The sequence below is a fragment of the Shewanella sp. 10N.286.51.B7 genome (genome assembly GCF_002873615.1).
Taxonomy (GTDB): Bacteria; Pseudomonadota; Gammaproteobacteria; order Enterobacterales; family Shewanellaceae; genus Shewanella; species Shewanella electrodiphila.
On sequence record NZ_MCUF01000044.1, the window covers coordinates 26,703 to 44,817 of the forward strand.

Here is an 18,115-nt window from a genome sequence, read left to right on the forward strand (position 1 = left end):
TTATAAATTTTATTACGACAGTTTTAATGCGCTATTGATTAATTCTTCTTGCTGGCGAGCATGCAGAGCCGGATAACCACAAGCTGGTGCAGCAGATGCTTCACGACCAGCGTAAGTTAATTGTGCGCCTGCAGGAATCGCTGCCCAGAAATGATGTTGGCTACAATACCAAGCACCCTGGTTTTGCGGTTCTTCCTGACACCATACAAAATCTTTAACATGCTGATATTCAGCAAGTGCTGCTTGCATTTCTTCTTGTGGGAACGGGTACAGTTGTTCCACACGTAAAATAGCAACATTTTCGATTTCTTGTTTACGACGTTTGTCGAGCAACTCGAAATAAACTTTACCGCTACAGAAGACAACGCGATCAACCTTGCTCGCGTCTAATGCATCAAGTTCACCAATTACACTCTGGAAACCACCATTTGCAAGTTCATCAAGTGATGACACAGCTAACGGATGACGCAGTAATGATTTAGGTGACATCACCACAAGAGGACGACGCATAGGACGTACAACTTGACGACGCAACATGTGATAAACCTGAGCCGGTGTTGAAGGAACACACACCTGCATATTATGGTTAGCACATAGTTGTAGGAAACGTTCTAGACGAGCAGATGAATGCTCTGGGCCTTGGCCTTCATAACCATGAGGTAGCAGCATAGTTAGACCACATAAACGGCCCCACTTCTGTTCACCTGATGATAAGAATTGGTCGATTACCACTTGAGCACAGTTAACGAAGTCACCAAACTGCGCTTCCCAGATGGTCAATCCGCCAGGTTCTGCAGTTGCGTAACCGTATTCGAATGCTAATACTGATGCTTCTGATAATACTGAGTCAATAATATCAATCTCACCTTGCTCATCAGCCACATTACGTAATGGCAAATAAGTCGTACCGTCGTTTTGATTATGCAATACAGCATGACGATGGAAGAAAGTACCGCGACCTGAGTCTTGACCAGTGATACGAACACGTTTGTTATCTTCTAAGATAGACGCATAAGCTAAGGTTTCAGCAAAACCCCAATCCAATGGTTTTTCACCATTCGCCATTGAGACACGGTCTTTATAAATCTTGGCAACACGCGACTGAAGCTTATGGCTTTCAGGGATATCGACAATTTTCTGCGCTAAATTATTTAAACGCTCAAGTTTCATCGATGCTTGATAGCTTTCATCCCACTCACGGTTTAAATAAGGCGTCCAGTCCACTGTATGCAGTGTCATTGGGCGCCATTCTTTAACCACACAATCACCCGCATCTAACGAGTCACGGTAAGTGTTGACTAAACCTGTCACGTCATCAGCAGAAATACTGCTTTCTTCGATTAAGCGATCCGCATAAATCTTACGTGGCGTTGGATGTTTTTTGATTTTTGCGTACATCAACGGCTGTGTAGCACTCGGCTCATCAGCTTCGTTATGACCATGACGGCGATAACAAACTAAATCAATCACCACATCACGTTTGAACTCGTTACGGTAATCCACAGCTAACTGCGAAATAAAGGCGACAGCCTCTGGGTCGTCAGCATTAACGTGGAAAATAGGTGCCTGAACCATCTTCGCAATGTCGGTACAGTATTCAGTTGAACGTACATCTTCATGGTTTGAAGTTGTGAAACCAACTTGGTTGTTGATAACGATACGAATACTACCGCCAACTTTAAAACCACGAGCTTGAGACATGTTGAATGTCTCTTGAACGATACCTTGACCTGTAATTGCCGAGTCACCATGAATGGTGATTGGCATCACTTGTAAACCGTCTGTACAGCCGCGACGATCTTGTCGAGCACGAACTGAACCGATAACCACTGGGTTAACGATTTCAAGATGTGAAGGGTTAAACGCTAACGCTAAATGAACATTGCCACCTGGCGTTTCAAAATCTGATGAGAAACCTTGGTGATATTTAACATCACCTGAACCTTGAATTTCATCATGCTTACCTGCGAATTCGTCAAATAACTCAGCAGGACGCTTACCTAAAACGTTTACTAACACGTTTAGACGACCACGGTGAGCCATACCTACGACGATTTCTTTGGTGCCCGCTTCACCTGCGCGATATAAAATCTCACGCATCATTGGGACTAAAGCATCACCACCTTCAAGTGAGAAACGTTTTGCGCCTGGGAATTTCGCGCCAAGGTATTTTTCCATACCTTCAGCAGCGTTTAGGCCTTCTAAGATACGTTTCTTAGTGGAGTTGTCATAATTTGCTTTACCTAAAGATGGTTCAAGACGTTGTTGAATCCAACGCTTTTCATCCGTATCGGTAATGTGCATGTATTCAGCACCGATAGAACCACAATATGTGCTCTTAAGGGCATGAACAATGTCTGCTAATTTTAATGTGTCACTGCCGTATGCAAATGAACCCGTATTGAATTCACGTAGCATGTCTTCAGCATCAAGACCGTGAAATGCAGGGTTTAATTCCTGTACTGCTTCACGCTGCCATAAACCTAATGGATCTAGGTTAGCATTTTGATGTCCACGGAAACGGTGAGCATTAATAAGTTGGAGAACTTTAACTTGCTTAGCATCTAATTCAGGGTCGGTTACACGGCTGGCGCCTTTGGCACGACTTTCTAATGCTAAACTGCGGAAATAATCACGTACTTTAGAGTGTGCAGCTTCAGGTATATCTTGAGAAGTACCGTTTACCGCAGGGAGATTATCAAAAACGACTTGCCAATCAGCAGAAACTGAACTTGGATCTTCTTGATAGGCTTCGTACATCTCTTCTACGTAAGTCGAATTTGAGCCACTCAAATGTGACGATTCGAGCCAAGCTTTCATGATGCCTTGGTGCATTACTTTTCCTTACAAACTTGATACACGTGCTTCGCCATAATCATAATTACGATACCTAGTGCACCGCAATCGAATCGTATCTAACTATATAATTTTATAGAATTAAATACAAAGGTCTTCCTAATACACACAAAAAGCCATCCTCAATGATGAAGATGGCTCTCATCAAGAGCTATTTAAGCGATAATCCAAGCTCTACACTGTGCATTTATACTGCTCGCTTCAGAAGCATTGACTTAATATGGCCAATAGCTTTAGTTGGGTTTAGCCCTTTAGGACAAACATCAACACAGTTCATAATACCGTGACAACGGAATACACTGTAAGCATCGTCTAGACCAGATAAACGTTCTTCAGTCGCAGTGTCGCGGCTATCGATTAAGAAGCGATATGCATGGAGTAAACCACTTGGCCCGATAAATTTATCAGGGTTCCACCAGAATGATGGACAAGCAGTAGAACAACAAGCACACATGATACATTCATACAAACCATCTAGATGAGCACGCTCTTCAGGAGATTGTAAATGTTCACGAGCCGGAGTTTTCTCATCATTGATAAGAAACGGCTTAATTTTTTCGTACTGAGTATAGAACTGAGTTAGGTCGACGATTAAATCTCGTACCACAGGCATGCCTGGTAAAGGACGAATTTCAATTTTCTTACCTTTGAAGGTAGAAACAGGCGTGATACACGCAAGGCCGTTCTTACCATTCATGTTAACGCCATCACTACCACAAACACCTTCACGGCATGAGCGTCTAAAAGATAACGACGTGTCTAACTCTTTCAGCTTCATCAGTGCATCCAGTACCATCATATCGGTACCTTCTTCCACTTCTAAGCTGTAATCCTTCATATAAGGCTTAGCATCTACATCAGGATTGTAGCGATAAACTGCAAATTCCAATTTCATCTCAACGACTCCTAGTAGGTACGCTTGATAGGCGGGAATGCGGCACGAAGCTTAGGCTCCATGTTTACTTCTCGCTTAGTCATTTGTTCAGTTTCAGGGTCAAAGACACTGTGACATAACCAATTTTCATCATCACGGTCTAAGAAATCTTCACGTGAATGCGCACCACGGCTTTCTGTACGGAAGTTAGCAGCGTAAGCTGTCGCAATTGCGGTTGCCATTAAGTTATCTAGCTCTAAACATTCAATACGTTGAGTATTAAATTCTGAAGAGTTATCTGACAACTTAGCATTCGCTAAACGTTCACGGATCTTCTTAAGCTCTTTAAGGCCTTCAGCCATTGCATCGCCACTTCTAAATACAGAGAAGTTAAGTTGCATACATAACTGTAAGTCTTTGCGAATAACGGCAGGATCTTCACCATCTTTATTGCTTTCCCAGCGATTAAGACGATCAAGAGATGCAGAAATTTGCGCGTCAGAAGGCGCTTTAGGGTCAGCTGTCTCATCTAGGGCTTTACCTAAATGTTGACCTGCTGCACGACCAAATACCACTAAATCAAGTAACGAGTTACCACCAAGGCGGTTTGCACCGTGTACTGATACACAAGCAATTTCACCTACAGCGAATAAACCCACGATATCTTGTTCAGTGCCATCGTTGTTTTGACGAACAACTTGACCACTAACTTTAGCGGGTAGACCACCCATCATGTAATGACATGTTGGCAATACAGGGATTGGGCCATCTGCTGGATCAATATGCGCAAACGTACGAGAAAGTTCACAAACACCAGGGAGACGTGCTTCTAATGTTTCTTTACCTAAGTGATCAAGCTTAAGTAAACAGTGCGGGCCTAGTGGACCATCTAATCCACGACCTTCACGAATTTCTGTCATCATTGAACGCGCAACAACGTCACGAGAGGCTAAATCTTTTGCGTTAGGTGCATAACGTTCCATGAAACGTTCGCCATCTTTATTTAAAAGATAACCACCTTCACCACGACAACCTTCAGTTACAAGTACACCAGCACCAGCAATACCCGTAGGGTGGAACTGCCACATTTCCATGTCTTGCATCTGAACACCAGCGCGCATTGCCATACCAACACCATCACCAGTGTTAATGTGAGCATTAGTAGTAGAAGCGTAAATACGCCCTGCACCACCTGTTGCTAAAATTGTTGCCTTCGATTTGAAGTAAACAATTTCGCCAGTTTCGATTTCAATTGCAGTACAACCCACAATTGCGCCGTCATCGTTTTTAACTAAATCTAATGCATACCACTCAGAAAACACTTCAGTTTTGTGTTTTACATTTTGTTGGTATAAGCAATGAAGCAAAGCATGACCTGTACGGTCAGCTGCAGCTGCAGTACGTGCCGCTTGTTCGCCACCAAAGTTCTTTGATTGGCCACCAAACGGACGTTGATAGATAGTGCCGTTTTCAAAACGAGAGAAAGGTAAACCCATTTGCTCAAGTTCGATAACCGCTTCTGGACCCGTCTTACACATGAATTCGATAGCTTCTTGGTCACCGATAAAATCAGAACCTTTAACAGTATCGTACATGTGCTGTTCCCAGTGATCTTCATGCGCATTACCTAGTGCAACGGTGATACCACCCTGCGCAGATACGGTATGAGAACGTGTTGGGAACACTTTAGATAAAAGCGCACAGCTCTTACCTTCTTTTGAAATTTGTAAAGCCGCTCGCATGCCAGCGCCACCAGCGCCGATCACTACTGCGTCAAATTCGCGTACTGGAATAGCCACTTAAACACCCCACACTATGATGATGCCTGCAGCAAGATAACAAAAAGCTGCTACGACAAATACGAACTGAAGTAGTCCACGTACTGAAACGTTTTTCACGTAATCAGTCAGAACTTGCCAAATACCAATCCACGAGTGAATTAATACAGCAACAAGTGCCAATAAAGTGAATACTTTCATTGGTAAGGTACTAAAAAGATCATGCCAAATTTCGTAAGTTAAAGGGGCGCTACATGCAATAAAACCAACCATAAAAATGGTATAACAGGTTAAAATCACGGCACTCGCACGGATTAAAATAAAGTCATGAACACCGCTGCGTCCAAGGCTTGCTGCATTGGTTACCATACCCAAATCCCCACAATGATTGAAAACGCCGCTGATAGAACAAAGGCGATTTTTGCTGATGCTAAGCCTGAGGCTAATTCTTCCCAACGGCCGGTATCCATAATCAGATGACGTAAGCCAACGATTAAGTGATAACCCAACGCAGTAAGAATTCCCCAGATAACAAACTTAACCAGCAAGTTATCAAAAAGAGATTGTAGGCCAGCGAAACTCTCAGGCGATGCTAAAGATTCATTTAGCATCCAAATAAGAATACCGACAGCAAACAGCATGATGACACCGGATACGCGGTGAAGAATTGACGCAATCGCTGTTGCAGGAAAGCGAATGGTCTGTAGGTCTATATGGACAGGTCTTTGCTTTTTCACGTTCTGCTCACTCAGCTCCATTGAGCATTATTTTTATTATTCATCTTGCTTTGCTTCCATTTGATACATGAAACTACTTATGTAAACAAATTGTTGAAAGTTAACAGACTACTATCAAACACTTAACCATTTGAGAAATCACTAATTTAGCTAGGTACAAAAGGATTTCAAAAATGTGATGTTTGTCGCCCTTTGTGGGCGAGGCCAAGTATACTCAAGCCCATTGTCAAATACAAACGTCACACTATGCAAAATTTGTTTTTTTGCATTTTTTTTCTTTCTAGGCCAACGCTGGCAAGGCGTCTAGCAAGGTTTATACCATGGTCTAATAAATTTAAACGCTTATTTAAATTGAAATGTGATCACGATTCACTGTAAAGTAATGTCCGCTTAACATGCCGCACTCACAGAAAAGAATGAAGTAAGGAGAACGGGGTATGGCTGACAATATAGCCAAATTAGAGTTACCGGGGAACGATTCAATCGAATTGCCAATCAAGCAGGGAACTGCTGGTTTTGACGTAATCGATATCAGTAAATTAGGAAAGACAGGTCATTTCACTTTTGATCCTGGTTTTCTTGCGACAGCCTCTTGCGAGTCTGCGATTACTTTCATTGATGGTGAAAAAGGTGTGCTTACACACCGTGGCTATCCAATTTATGAGTTAGCTACTGAATCTAACTATTTAGACGTTTGTTACTTGTTGCTATACGGTGAATTACCAAGCAAAACTCAGTACGAAGAGTTTGTATCAATGGTAAAAAACCACACAATGGTTAATGAACAATTAGCTTCTTTCTTTAGAGGCTTCCGTCGTGATGCACACCCAATGGCAATGCTTTGTGGCGTTACTGGTGCATTATCTGCGTTCTACCAAGATTCTCTTGATGTAAATGATGAAAAACATCGTGAAATTGCGGCTTTCCGCCTCGTTTCTAAAATGCCAACGATTGCAGCAATGTGCTACAAGTATTCAATTGGCCAACCTTTCGTCTATCCACGCAACGAACTAAGTTACGCAGGTAACTTCTTGTCGATGATGTTTGCTGTTCCTTGTGAAGAGTACAAAGTTAATCCCGTTGTTGAAAAAGCAATGGATAGAATCTTTGTATTACACGCAGATCATGAACAAAATGCATCAACTTCAACAGTTCGTTTAGCCGGTTCATCAGGTGCTAACCCGTTTGCATGTATTGCAGCGGGTATCGCTTCACTATGGGGTCCAGCTCATGGTGGTGCTAACGAAGCTTGTTTGAACATGCTTGAAGAAATTGGCAGTGTTGACCGCATTCCTGAGTTTATTGCTCGTGCGAAAGACAAAGCTGATCCGTTCCGCCTAATGGGCTTCGGACATCGTGTTTACAAGAATTTCGACCCTCGTGCAAAAGTAATGCGTGAAACTTGTCATGAAGTTTTAGCTGAACTTAATGTTCAAGATCCTCTACTAGACGTAGCAATGGAACTTGAACGTATTGCATTAGAAGACGAATATTTCGTATCTAAGAAACTCTATCCAAATGTTGATTTCTACTCAGGGATCATCATGAAAGCAATCGGTATTCCTACGAGTATGTTTACAGTGTTATTCGCACTTTCACGTACTGTTGGTTGGATTGCACATTGGAAAGAAATGTTAGACCAACCAGGTCACAAAATTAGCCGTCCACGCCAGTTATACACTGGTTCTGAAGACCGTGATTTTGTCAGCTTAGATAAACGATAAATCTTTATCGTTTAATAAAAAGCGCCTTAATGGGCGCTTTTTTTATGCATATTTTTTGCGAACATTTATTATAAACATCTGCATGAAGCTGTTGCATACAGCAGTTCGAACCAACATCATTTATAGTAAAACTAGGCCGTACAATGAATTGATCAAAGGCAAGCCTCTATATTCTTAAAAAAGGTTACTCGTTTTTAACTTACTCTCACTTATAACCATCACACTTATAACCATCACACTTATAAGAATCACACCACTAAATTAGTTTATCTATTTCAACAGCTCTATTTTTGTAGATCTATTTCAGCACAGCTAATACAGCTCCACTGCAATCAAACCAACAAAACCCACAAAACCCACAAAACCTTAAAAAGCCTAACCCTCTACTTATTAACTACTTACACCCAAATATATCTATGAGATTAATAGTGCTTAGCCTTGGATTAATTAGTTTTCAATTGCAATTTAAAAGCTTAAAACAACCCGTTAACCTTTTCCGATGTAGTTATAACGCCGCATATCGCCTCAATACAAAACGTTAAGTGCGTGAGCCCTGTCTATTAAAAAGCCATTAAAATAGCTAGAACAAGAGCTAGAAAAAAAGAGTTAACGAATAGCTAAAGTGATAAATACTTGGTTTGTTCTTAAGGTCACTCCCATAACTACACATCATGAGTCTCTAGTTAAGAGCGGTATGAATACGCTAAGTAAAGACAGCAAAACTCACATTACCAATAATAAAATCATGCATCACCAAACGCCAACAGCTATATTACCAATGTTAATAAAGGACATACCAAACCAACAAACCTAACTGACCAATTCACAACCTTTATAACAAACAACAAATTAAATAATGAATGAATATTCACCAAAAAGATAAAAAATCTAAGCCATAAACTGCACCATCTTGGTAATTTCGGCCTTAAAAACGACGTTATCAACGCATTTTTTATTCTATTTGGTTATAAGAATGTAATCATAATTATAAAAATGCTCTTAGTCATGGCAGTAAATTAAAAGTCTGCATTTTTTTATACCTAATTAGAAATAGGAAAATATCGTCATTGAAATAAGCGATTAAAAATTTAAGTTGAGGTTTTAACGGCTTTTGCGCAATTTAAGTGCAGAACGCTCAGTATTAGCGCACAAAAATAAATGATTAAAAATTCAATTATTTTTTAAAAAAGTGAAAATAGTTTCTGTAACGGCCTTTAAATTGGTATTTCGCTTTAAAATGAGCCATAAACTCTATACGTATTAGCACTAGTTCCATAGCTAACCAATAAGATGGTGAATTTAATCATCAACAAACTGACAAAATAACTGACCGAATAAGCCGTGTTCGCGATTTTATCTATAAACACAGCTCAAAAAAGCAGAGCCCCCCAAATACGGAAGTCTCATTAGAGTGTCTTTAACTCAGCTTAGCTTCTACTTAAAATCGGATTAGTTTTAGTTTAAATGATTAATCAGCAGACCAGGTTATATTCACTATTACTGATTAAGTATTGGTAAGTACAATTAGATTAAAAGCGGATTTCATTTTAAGCGAAACTCAAGTTTACTTATTCGCTTTGATGTAAACAGCAGATTTTACAGGCTTGGCGCCACTATTATCGCATTGATTATTTAACTAACTTCCCATAAAGCATTACGTTAAGCCAAACATTGCAAAGCTAATGCCTGCCTTAACCGGAATAAAGATTTTCAGCACGCAAGTTCTAATTTATATACGTTAACCTGACAACGCCAATTAAAATGCTTTTGTATAGTGATCAAAAGCGGTGGTTTTGGTGTAGCCAAGTGACTCATATAAAGCCTTTGCCACATCATTATCTACAGCAGTAGCCAATTTAACGGTACTAGCATCAGTATATTGCGCAAACAAATCCACTTGCTTGAGTAATTTATTAGCCACACCTTGTTGTCTTGCGGCTGTCGCAACAAACATGTCGTTTAAAATCCACATTCTCTTCATCGCAACTGACGAAAACGTTGGGTAAAGCTGAACAAACCCTAAACCCTCACCTTCTTCATTGGTTGCAATAAAAATTACTGAGTCACTCTCGATTAGACGTTCTTTAATAAACTTTTTACATTGCTCTATGTTTGCAGCTTGCCCATAAAATTGACGATACTCATCGAATAAGGTTGTAACCAAATTTAATTGCTCAATCGTTGCTTGAATGATCTTCAAAACAGTCTCCTTATATCTGCAGCCATATTAATGTTGGCTTTATATTGTCACTAATGATTTAACACAAGCTATGACTCAAGCTTTGCCAAACAAATGACAGTAAGTCTTAACATCTGTTTGATTTCCTTTAGATAGTTAACTTACCTGAAAAGTTACACAACGTCAGCCCAAACTGAATAAATTTCGATCAGAGTTAAATTTGTCATTCACACCAAAAATTAAACATTTTCACTACATAATAATATTAACTATGCCTAAATAAGTAACCGCAACCCCCTAAATAACTGATATATAACAACAATAAAAACTGGCACAGTTAGTGCTTTGTTAGTTGAAATTAAACATTAGTTACAAATGATAACGTGACGTTTACAAGCTAACCTTTCAGACTTAACTTTCTCAAGCGTCATTAATTCAAAAATATTGAACTGGCAGGTACCCCATGGATAGGTTAATCAGCATGAAAAAAATGACAATCCCACTACTTTGTATTGCAGCACTGACTTCAGGTTTAAGTGGTTGCACTGGTCAAGAAGAAGAAACTAAAGAAGAAGAAAAATACGCCGTCCCGGTAGAAGTTTCACAAGTCACCCAGGGTAATGTGTCTTCATTTTATAGCACGACTGCAACACTGGAAGCGCCAGAAGAAGCCCATGTCGTTACTCGAATTGCGGGCTTAATTGAAGAAATTAACGTTGAAGAAGGTGATCGCGTCACTAAAGGACAGGCTTTAGCAACCATAGATGCTAAACGTCAGCACTACGATTACAAACGTTCGCAAGCAGAAGTTCAGATCATTGAACAAGAATTGAATCGTTTAAAGCAAATGAAAAACAAAGAATTTGTCAGCCAAGATGTAATGGCCAAATTAGAGTTCAACCTACAAGCGGCTATCGCGCAGCGTGATTTAGCAGAGCTACATGTCATAGAAAGCCAAATCGTGTCACCCATTGATGGCATCGTAGCCATGCGACATGTGAAGAAAGGCAATATGGCTAAAGAGTTTGAAGAACTATTTTATATCGTCAATCAAGACGAACTTCACGGCATTGTTCACTTACCAGAGCAGCAATTAACCAGCCTGCGTTTAGGTCAACAAGCTAAAATCAGCAATCAATATTCAAACAGTGGCAAGCAATCAACAGCCAATGAAATTATTGCAAATGTGCTGCGTATTAGCCCGATTGTCGATGCACAAAGTGGCACATTTAAAGTCACTATCGCCATTGATAATACTAAAGCAAACCTTAAAGCAGGCATGTTCACTCGCGTAGAGCTAAAATACGACACTCATGAAGATGTGGTAACAGTGCCTTTCAATGCCATTATTAATCAAGATGATACCCAAGCCTTGTATGTTATTGAAGATAACACAGCAACCCGCCGCGAAGTACGCCTAGGGTATCGTGAAAAAGATAAGGTCGAAATAATATCAGGGGTTAACCAAGGAGAGCAGATCGTTATCCGTGGCCAACAGAACCTCAAAGATCAATCATTAGTTGAAATTATTACCCCGCTTTCTTATGCCAAAAACAGTCTAAACGCTAAGTAAGGAAGCCATTATGTCATTGATTAATACCTCGGTTAAACGTCCAGTTACCGTGTGGATGTTTATGCTCGCCATAATGCTATTTGGCATGGTCGGGTTTACACGCTTAGCAGTCAAATTATTACCTGATTTAAGCTATCCAAGCGTCACAGTGCGCACCGCTTATGATGGCGCAGCGCCTGTAGAAGTGGAGCAACTCATCTCGAAACCGATTGAAGAAGCAGTCGGTGTAGTTAAAGGCTTACGTAAAATCAGTTCTATTTCACGCTCAGGCATGTCAGATGTTGTGCTTGAGTTTGAATGGGGCACCAATATGGATATGGCAAGCCTTGAAGTGCGCGAAAAAATCGACACTATTGAGTTGCCATTAGACATCAATAAACCATTACTACTTCGCTTTAACCCTAATTTAGATCCGATAATGCGTTTAGCTTTGTCTGTACCTGATGCAAGCGAAACCCAGTTAAAAAGCATGAGAACCTTCGCAGAAGAGGAACTTAAACGTCGTCTTGAAGCGCTTTCTGGCGTCGCTGCGGTCAGGTTATCGGGGGGGTTAGAACAAGAAGTGCATATTTTGTTAAACCAACAAAAACTGCAGCAATTAAATCTTAATGCCGATGACATCAAACGTCGTATTAATGAAGAAAACATCAATTTATCAGCGGGTAAAGTGATTCAAGGTGATAAAGAATACCTAGTTAGAACCTTAAACCAGTTTAACTCTCTTGAAGAACTACGAGATGTCATAGTTTATCGTAACGGCCAAACCTTGATCCGTTTACGAGAAGTGGCAGACATTGTCGATGGCTATAAAGAGCGCAGTGACGTCACTCGTATTGGTGATGTAGAATCTATCGAATTGGCTATCTATAAAGAAGGCGATGCCAATACGGTTTCTGTGGCGCAGAAAATACAAGCAGAGCTGAATAACATCAATGCTGAATCTGAAGAAAACCAGTTAAAAGTCATTTATGACCAATCTGAGTTCATTCAAAGTGCGGTGAGTGAAGTTACCGCAGCAGCATTATTTGGTAGTTTGCTTGCCATGTTGGTAATTTATTTATTCTTGCGTGACATTATTGCCACCTTAATCATTTCAATCTCGATCCCCTTCTCTGTCATCGCCACATTTAACATGATGTATTTTGCTGAAATCAGTTTAAACATTATGTCACTGGGTGGTATTGCCTTAGCTATTGGCTTATTAGTCGACAATGCGATTGTGGTATTAGAAAACATTGACCGTTACAAAGCCCAAGGCTTAGCAAGGCTAGATGCTGCTGTAAAAGGCAGTAAAGAAGTGGCAGGAGCGATTTTTGCCTCAACGTTAACCACGCTGGCCGTGTTTGTTCCCCTTGTGTTTGTCGACGGTATTGCAGGGGCACTTTTCTCAGACCAAGCCTTAACTGTAACTTTTGCTCTTTTAGCTTCACTGTTTGTAGCGTTAACCGCCATTCCAATGCTGGCATCACGCCAAGGCTTTACTCAATTACCTGAAGAAGTCACTGAAGCGCCAAAAGCAAAACCCACGACAACAAAAGGTAAGATTGGCTATTACGCAGCGATGATACTTGGCTTTCCTTTTAAAGTACTACTGAGCTATTTACCTAATGCCCTACTGAACTTGGTCATTATCTTCACGCGATTCTTCTCGTGGTTATTCAGTCTGGTAATGCGTCCATTAAGTGCAGGGTTTAATTTTTTCTATCGCTTTATTGAAAGAATTTATCATGGTGTTTTAAAGCATGCCATGTCTCATAAAGTCGTCACAGTCGTCATCGCAGTTATGTTAACTCTTGGCGCAGGAAGTTTATTCCCGAGATTAGGCGTTGAGCTTATCCCACCGATGAACCAAGGTGAGTTTTACGTCGAAATCCTTTTACCACCAGGCACAGCAGTACAAAAAACTGATGCAGTACTAGAGCAACTCGCCTATTCAATCAGTGACAACGAAGATGTTAAGCACACCTTTAGCCAAGCGGGTAGCGGTGGTTTGATGACTTCAGATACTGCCCGCGGTGGTGAAAACTGGGGACGTCTTCAAGTGGTTCTAGAAAACACGCACGCTTTTGACAGCGTCGCTGGCACTTTACGTGAAACAGCAAGACGTATTCCGGCATTGGATGCAAAAATTGAGCACCCTGAGTTATTTAGCTTTAAAACGCCATTAGAAATCGAGCTGTCTGGTTATGATTTAGCTCAGCTAAAACACAGTGGCGATCAACTCGTCTCAGCGTTGTCGCAATCAAACCGATTTAGCGATATCAATACTTCACTTCGTGATGGTCAACCTGAGATCAGTATCCGTTTTGATCACGCACGACTAGCTGCACTTGATTTAGATGCGCCAACAGTTGCGAGCCGTATTGCCCACCGCGTTGGCGGCACGATTGCCAGTCAATATACTGTGCGCGATCGCAAAGTGGATATTTTAGTGCGCAGCGAATTAGCAGAACGTAACAACATTGAGGATGTTAATGCATTAATTATCAACCCCAATAGTGAACATGCTATACCACTGAGCGCCGTTGCTGACGTATCGCTACAAGTTGGTCCATCGGCGATTAACCGTGTCAGCCAACAACGTGTGGCTATAGTGTCGGCAAACTTAAGTTATGGTGATTTAAGTGAAGCGGTAAAGGAAGCGCAGCAAATCCTTAATCAACAGCAGTTCCCCTCTTCTATACAAGCGCGCTTTGGTGGCCAGAACGAAGAAATGGAACACTCTTTTGAGTCATTAAAAATTGCCCTTATTTTAGCGGTATTCCTCGTGTACTTGGTGATGGCGAGTCAATTTGAATCCTTGTTGCATCCGCTATTAATCCTTGTGGCAGTGCCTATGGCTGTTGGCGGAAGTGTGATTGGTTTGTTTATCACTGGCACTCATATTAGCGTGGTGGTGTTTATCGGATTAATTATGTTAGCCGGTATTGTGGTTAATAATGCCATTGTATTAGTCGATAGAATTAACCAGTTACGTAAAGAAGGCATCGAGAAAGATCAAGCCATTAGCACAGCTGCAAAATCACGTCTTCGTCCAATCATGATGACGACCTTAACCACCACACTCGGTTTATTACCGATGGCAATTGGTGTCGGTGATGGTAGTGAAATTCGAGCGCCAATGGCAATTACTGTGATATTTGGCTTAAGTATGTCAACCATGCTGACCTTGCTTGTTATCCCTGCCCTGTATGGCATTTTTGATAAAAAAGATTATCAACAAACGGCTTCGGAACAGCCGAACTCAGATGCGACCTCTACACTTACTACGGAGGATCAGTCATGAGTCAAGAGACTAACACAGAGCAACAAGGTTTCAGTATCACAAGGCTCGCGATTAAAAGACCTGTGACCACCAGCATGTTCTTTCTTGCTATTTTATTATTTGGAATGGCATCAAGTCGCTTGCTGCCACTAGAAATGTTCCCTGGTATCGACATTCCACAAATACAGGTCAATGTGCCATATAAAGGCTCAACACCTGCTGAAGTGGAGCGTGATATCACTCGCGTCCTCGAAGAGTCTTTAGCCACCATGAGCGGAATTGAAGAAGTCCGCTCAAACTCTTCTCAAGATGGCGCCAACATTCAGCTGAATATGAAATGGGGTGAAGATGTCGCGACAAAAAGCCTTGAAGCCCGTGAGAAAATTGATTCAGTAAGGCATTTACTGCCTAAAGATGTCGAGCGCGTCTTTATTCAGCAGTTTTCAACTGCTGATATGCCAGTGCTTACCATTCGTATTTCAAGTGAGCGTGAATTATCCAATGCATTTGATTTGCTGGATAAACAATTACGTAAACCCCTTGAGCGAATCGAAGGCGTGTCGAAGGTCACCTTATATGGCGTTGACCAAAAGCAAATTGAAATTCGTCTTGATGCTGATAAGTTAGCCGCATCTGGGATTAACCCATCAGAACTGAGACAACGTCTGCAACTTGAAAACTTTGTTATTAGTGCGGGAACGGTTCGTAACAATAACCAGGTATTTCAGGTGTCGCCTAAAGGTGAGTTTTTATCTTTAGAAGATATCAAAGCGGTTAAACTCAATACCAACACAACCCTTGGCGATATTGCTTCGGTTAAATTTACTTTGCCAGAACCTTTTGAAGGTCGTCATCTAGATCAAAAATACGCTGTGGGCTTAGATGTATTTAAAGAATCTGGCGCTAATTTAGTCCATGTTTCTGAACGTGTATTAAAGGTAATTGAGCAAACTAAACAAGATCAACAATTCCAAGGCATTAAGCTATTTGTGATGGAGGACCAAGCTTATGGCGTTAAGTCCTCACTGCAAGACTTATTAATCTCAGGCTTAATCGGTGCCTTCTTATCTTTTGGCGTGTTATACCTGTTTTTACGTAACTTAAAAATGACCTTGGTCGTGGTATCGTCAGTACCCATTTCAATTTGTATGACTCTAGCTGGTATGTATTTACTGGGTTACAGCTTAAATATTCTATCAATGATGGGACTGTTATTAGCGGTGGGTATGCTGATTGATAATGCGGTTGTAGTTACCGAAAGCGTATTGCAGGAAAAACAACGCAATGGCTTAACAGGCCAAGAAGATACTAAGCCTCAATGTCAAAAAGCAAACGAATCTGCTGTTCTCACAGGCGTTGAAAAAGTTGCTTTGGCCGTACTTGCCGGCACTTTAACTACAGCTATTGTATTTTTACCGAATATTGTTGGCGTTAAAGTCGAACTGACTATCTTTCTTGAGCACGTCGCTATTGCGATTTGTATTTCACTTGCGGCTTCATTATTGGTGGCGAAAACCTTAATACCACTAATGCTGACCAAATTGCACTTTGAAATTGAAACCGAAGAAAAAGAATCCAGACTGCAGCGTTATTATCAGCGCAGTTTAACCTGGGTATTAGCACACTCGAAAATCTCAGGGGTATTAGCAGTATTGATACTGGTTTCAACTGCCCTGCCTTTGAGTTTAGTTAAACAAGATCAATCTGATGGCGAAGGAAATGACCGTTTATATATTAATTATCAATTAGAAGGTCGACATAACCTTAAAGTCACTGAAGCGATGATTAATCAAATGGAAGACTACCTTTATGGCAATAAAGAAGCTTTCATGATTGATTCTGTTTATAGCTATTATTCAGCTGACAGTATCCAAACCACTATTTTGCTGCAAAAAGACATTGAAACTCCAATGTCAGAACTAAAGAAAACCATTCGAGAAGGTTTCCCTAAGTACGCCGCAGCTACGCCACAGTTTGGCTGGGGAAATGAAAACTCTGGTTTAAGGATCACTTTAACGGGTCGCTCTACCTCTGAGTTAATTACCTTAAGCCAGCAAGTAGTCCCGTTACTAAGTGCTATTGAAGGTCTAGAGGATGTCCGCTCAGAAGTGAATGCTGCCCAGCAAGAAGTGATTGTGACTATTAATCGTGAAATGGCCGCTCGTTTAGATTTAAAACTCAACGAAGTTGCCTCTCACATTTCAATGGCATTGCGTGGAACCCCGCTGCGCTCATTTAGACATGATCCAAACGGCGAATTACGTATAGAGTTAGCTTACGATAAAAGCTGGCAACGTTCTTTAGAACAACTAAAACAGCTGCCTATTATTCGTCAAGGTGAGCGCGTCTACAGTTTAGATAACTTAGCTGAAATAACCATTCAGCCTCGCTTTGACACTATTAGGCATTATAACCGTCAAACCGCATTATCTATTGGGGCAAACGTTAACGAAATCACTACCGAGGAAGCCCAAGAACAAATCGAAAAAGTCATGCAGAATGTTAATTTTCCTTATGGATATGACTACAGCCTGCGAGGCGGTTTTCAACGTCAAGATGAAGACCAATCGATTATGGCGGTTAACATGATTTTGGCATTAGCGATGATTTACATCGTAATGGCAGCGCTATTTGAATCGCTGTTGCTTCCAACTGCGATTATCAGTTCGATTTTGTTTTCGATTACAGGTGTGTTTTGGGCATTATGGATTTCAGGCACACCAATGTCAGTGATGGCCATGATTGGTATCTTAATCTTGATGGGAATTGTTGTGAACAACGGCATTGTGTTGGTCGATCAAATAAACCAAATGACACCCAAATTAACTGACCTGTCAGCTACGATTAAATCAATATGTATTACCCGCTTACGTCCAGTGTTAATGACGGTAGCAACTACGGTATTAGGGCTAGTTCCATTAGCTATGGGCGACACCCAAATTGGTGGTGGTGGGCCACCATACTCACCAATGGCAATAGCGATTATTGGTGGTTTAAGTTTCTCAACTGTCACCAGTTTGTATTTGGTGCCTTTGTGTTACCAAGCCTTATACCGAATCCGTTATCAATCATCTGTTAAATTAGGTTTAGCTGACAAACGGGCTAAAAAACTGCTACCTTGGACTTAAT

General features: G+C 41.0%; 10 protein-coding genes. 4 read left to right on the forward strand and 6 right to left on the reverse strand.

All coding sequences use genetic code 11. The annotated features are described in order from the left end of the window. Positions 1 to 12: 12 nt before the first annotated feature. From sucA to sdhC, 5 genes are all read right to left on the reverse strand, one after another. Complete coding sequence (sucA, locus tag BCU84_RS13030; RefSeq protein WP_102528514.1) at positions 13 to 2,835, reverse strand: 2-oxoglutarate dehydrogenase E1 component; 2,823 nt, start codon at positions 2,833 to 2,835, stop codon at positions 13 to 15. Positions 2,836 to 3,043: 208 nt separating this feature from the next. Continuing rightward, complete coding sequence (locus tag BCU84_RS13035) at positions 3,044 to 3,751, reverse strand: succinate dehydrogenase iron-sulfur subunit (RefSeq protein ID WP_102528515.1); 708 nt, start codon at positions 3,749 to 3,751, stop codon at positions 3,044 to 3,046. 11 nt (positions 3,752 to 3,762) lie between these two features. After that, the gene (gene sdhA / locus BCU84_RS13040; RefSeq protein ID WP_102528516.1) at positions 3,763 to 5,529 is read right to left on the reverse strand and encodes a succinate dehydrogenase flavoprotein subunit; all 1,767 of its coding nucleotides are present in this window, start codon (positions 5,527 to 5,529) and stop codon (positions 3,763 to 3,765) included. Next, complete coding sequence (sdhD, locus tag BCU84_RS13045) at positions 5,530 to 5,877, reverse strand: succinate dehydrogenase, hydrophobic membrane anchor protein (protein WP_102528517.1); 348 nt, start codon at positions 5,875 to 5,877, stop codon at positions 5,530 to 5,532. Beyond that, positions 5,871 to 6,266 (reverse strand): succinate dehydrogenase, cytochrome b556 subunit, encoded by a 396-nt coding sequence (gene sdhC, locus BCU84_RS13050; protein ID WP_102528518.1) that lies wholly within the window; start codon positions 6,264 to 6,266, stop codon positions 5,871 to 5,873. Before sdhC ends, sdhD begins: the two co-directional genes overlap by 7 nt. Before the next feature lie 416 nt (positions 6,267 to 6,682). Between sdhC and BCU84_RS13055 the strand changes: the two genes are divergently transcribed. Then, entirely contained in the window at positions 6,683 to 7,969 is a 1,287-nt protein-coding gene (locus tag BCU84_RS13055) for a citrate synthase (protein WP_102528519.1), read from the forward strand. Positions 7,970 to 9,725: 1,756 nt separating this feature from the next. Here BCU84_RS13055 and BCU84_RS13060 read toward each other — a convergent pair. Next, positions 9,726 to 10,169 (reverse strand): GNAT family N-acetyltransferase, encoded by a 444-nt coding sequence (locus tag BCU84_RS13060; RefSeq protein ID WP_102528520.1) that lies wholly within the window; start codon positions 10,167 to 10,169, stop codon positions 9,726 to 9,728. A gap of 469 nt (positions 10,170 to 10,638) precedes the next feature. Here BCU84_RS13060 and BCU84_RS13065 point away from each other — a divergent pair, with 469 nt between their 5' ends. Genes BCU84_RS13065 through BCU84_RS13075 form a run of 3 tightly spaced genes read left to right on the forward strand, consistent with a single transcriptional unit; the run spans position 10,639 to position 18,114 of the window. Next, positions 10,639 to 11,721 carry an efflux RND transporter periplasmic adaptor subunit gene (locus BCU84_RS13065; protein WP_241906435.1) on the forward strand — a complete coding sequence of 361 codons (1,083 nt, stop codon included), beginning with the start codon at positions 10,639 to 10,641 and terminating at the stop codon, positions 11,719 to 11,721. 10 nt (positions 11,722 to 11,731) lie between these two features. After that, the gene (locus BCU84_RS13070) at positions 11,732 to 15,007 is read left to right on the forward strand and encodes an efflux RND transporter permease subunit (RefSeq protein ID WP_102528522.1); all 3,276 of its coding nucleotides are present in this window, start codon (positions 11,732 to 11,734) and stop codon (positions 15,005 to 15,007) included. Further along, complete coding sequence (locus BCU84_RS13075) at positions 15,004 to 18,114, forward strand: efflux RND transporter permease subunit (RefSeq protein WP_102528523.1); 3,111 nt, start codon at positions 15,004 to 15,006, stop codon at positions 18,112 to 18,114. Before BCU84_RS13070 ends, BCU84_RS13075 begins: the two co-directional genes overlap by 4 nt. Position 18,115: the final 1 nt, after the last annotated feature.

Bases quoted from the DNA above. Each gene is read 5' to 3' on its own strand.
- sucA (WP_102528514.1), bottom strand. From the start codon at position 2,835: ATGCACCAAGGCATCATGAAAGCTTGGCTCGAATCGTCACATTTGAGT.
- BCU84_RS13035 (WP_102528515.1), bottom strand. From the start codon at position 3,751: ATGAAATTGGAATTTGCAGTTTATCGCTACAATCCTGATGTAGATGCT.
- sdhD (WP_102528517.1), bottom strand. From the start codon at position 5,877: ATGGTAACCAATGCAGCAAGCCTTGGACGCAGCGGTGTTCATGACTTT.
- sdhC (WP_102528518.1), bottom strand. From the start codon at position 6,266: ATGGAGCTGAGTGAGCAGAACGTGAAAAAGCAAAGACCTGTCCATATA.
- BCU84_RS13055 (WP_102528519.1), top strand. From the start codon at position 6,683: ATGGCTGACAATATAGCCAAATTAGAGTTACCGGGGAACGATTCAATC.
- BCU84_RS13065 (WP_241906435.1), top strand. From the start codon at position 10,639: ATGACAATCCCACTACTTTGTATTGCAGCACTGACTTCAGGTTTAAGT.
- BCU84_RS13070 (WP_102528522.1), top strand. From the start codon at position 11,732: ATGTCATTGATTAATACCTCGGTTAAACGTCCAGTTACCGTGTGGATG.
- BCU84_RS13075 (WP_102528523.1), top strand. From the start codon at position 15,004: ATGAGTCAAGAGACTAACACAGAGCAACAAGGTTTCAGTATCACAAGG.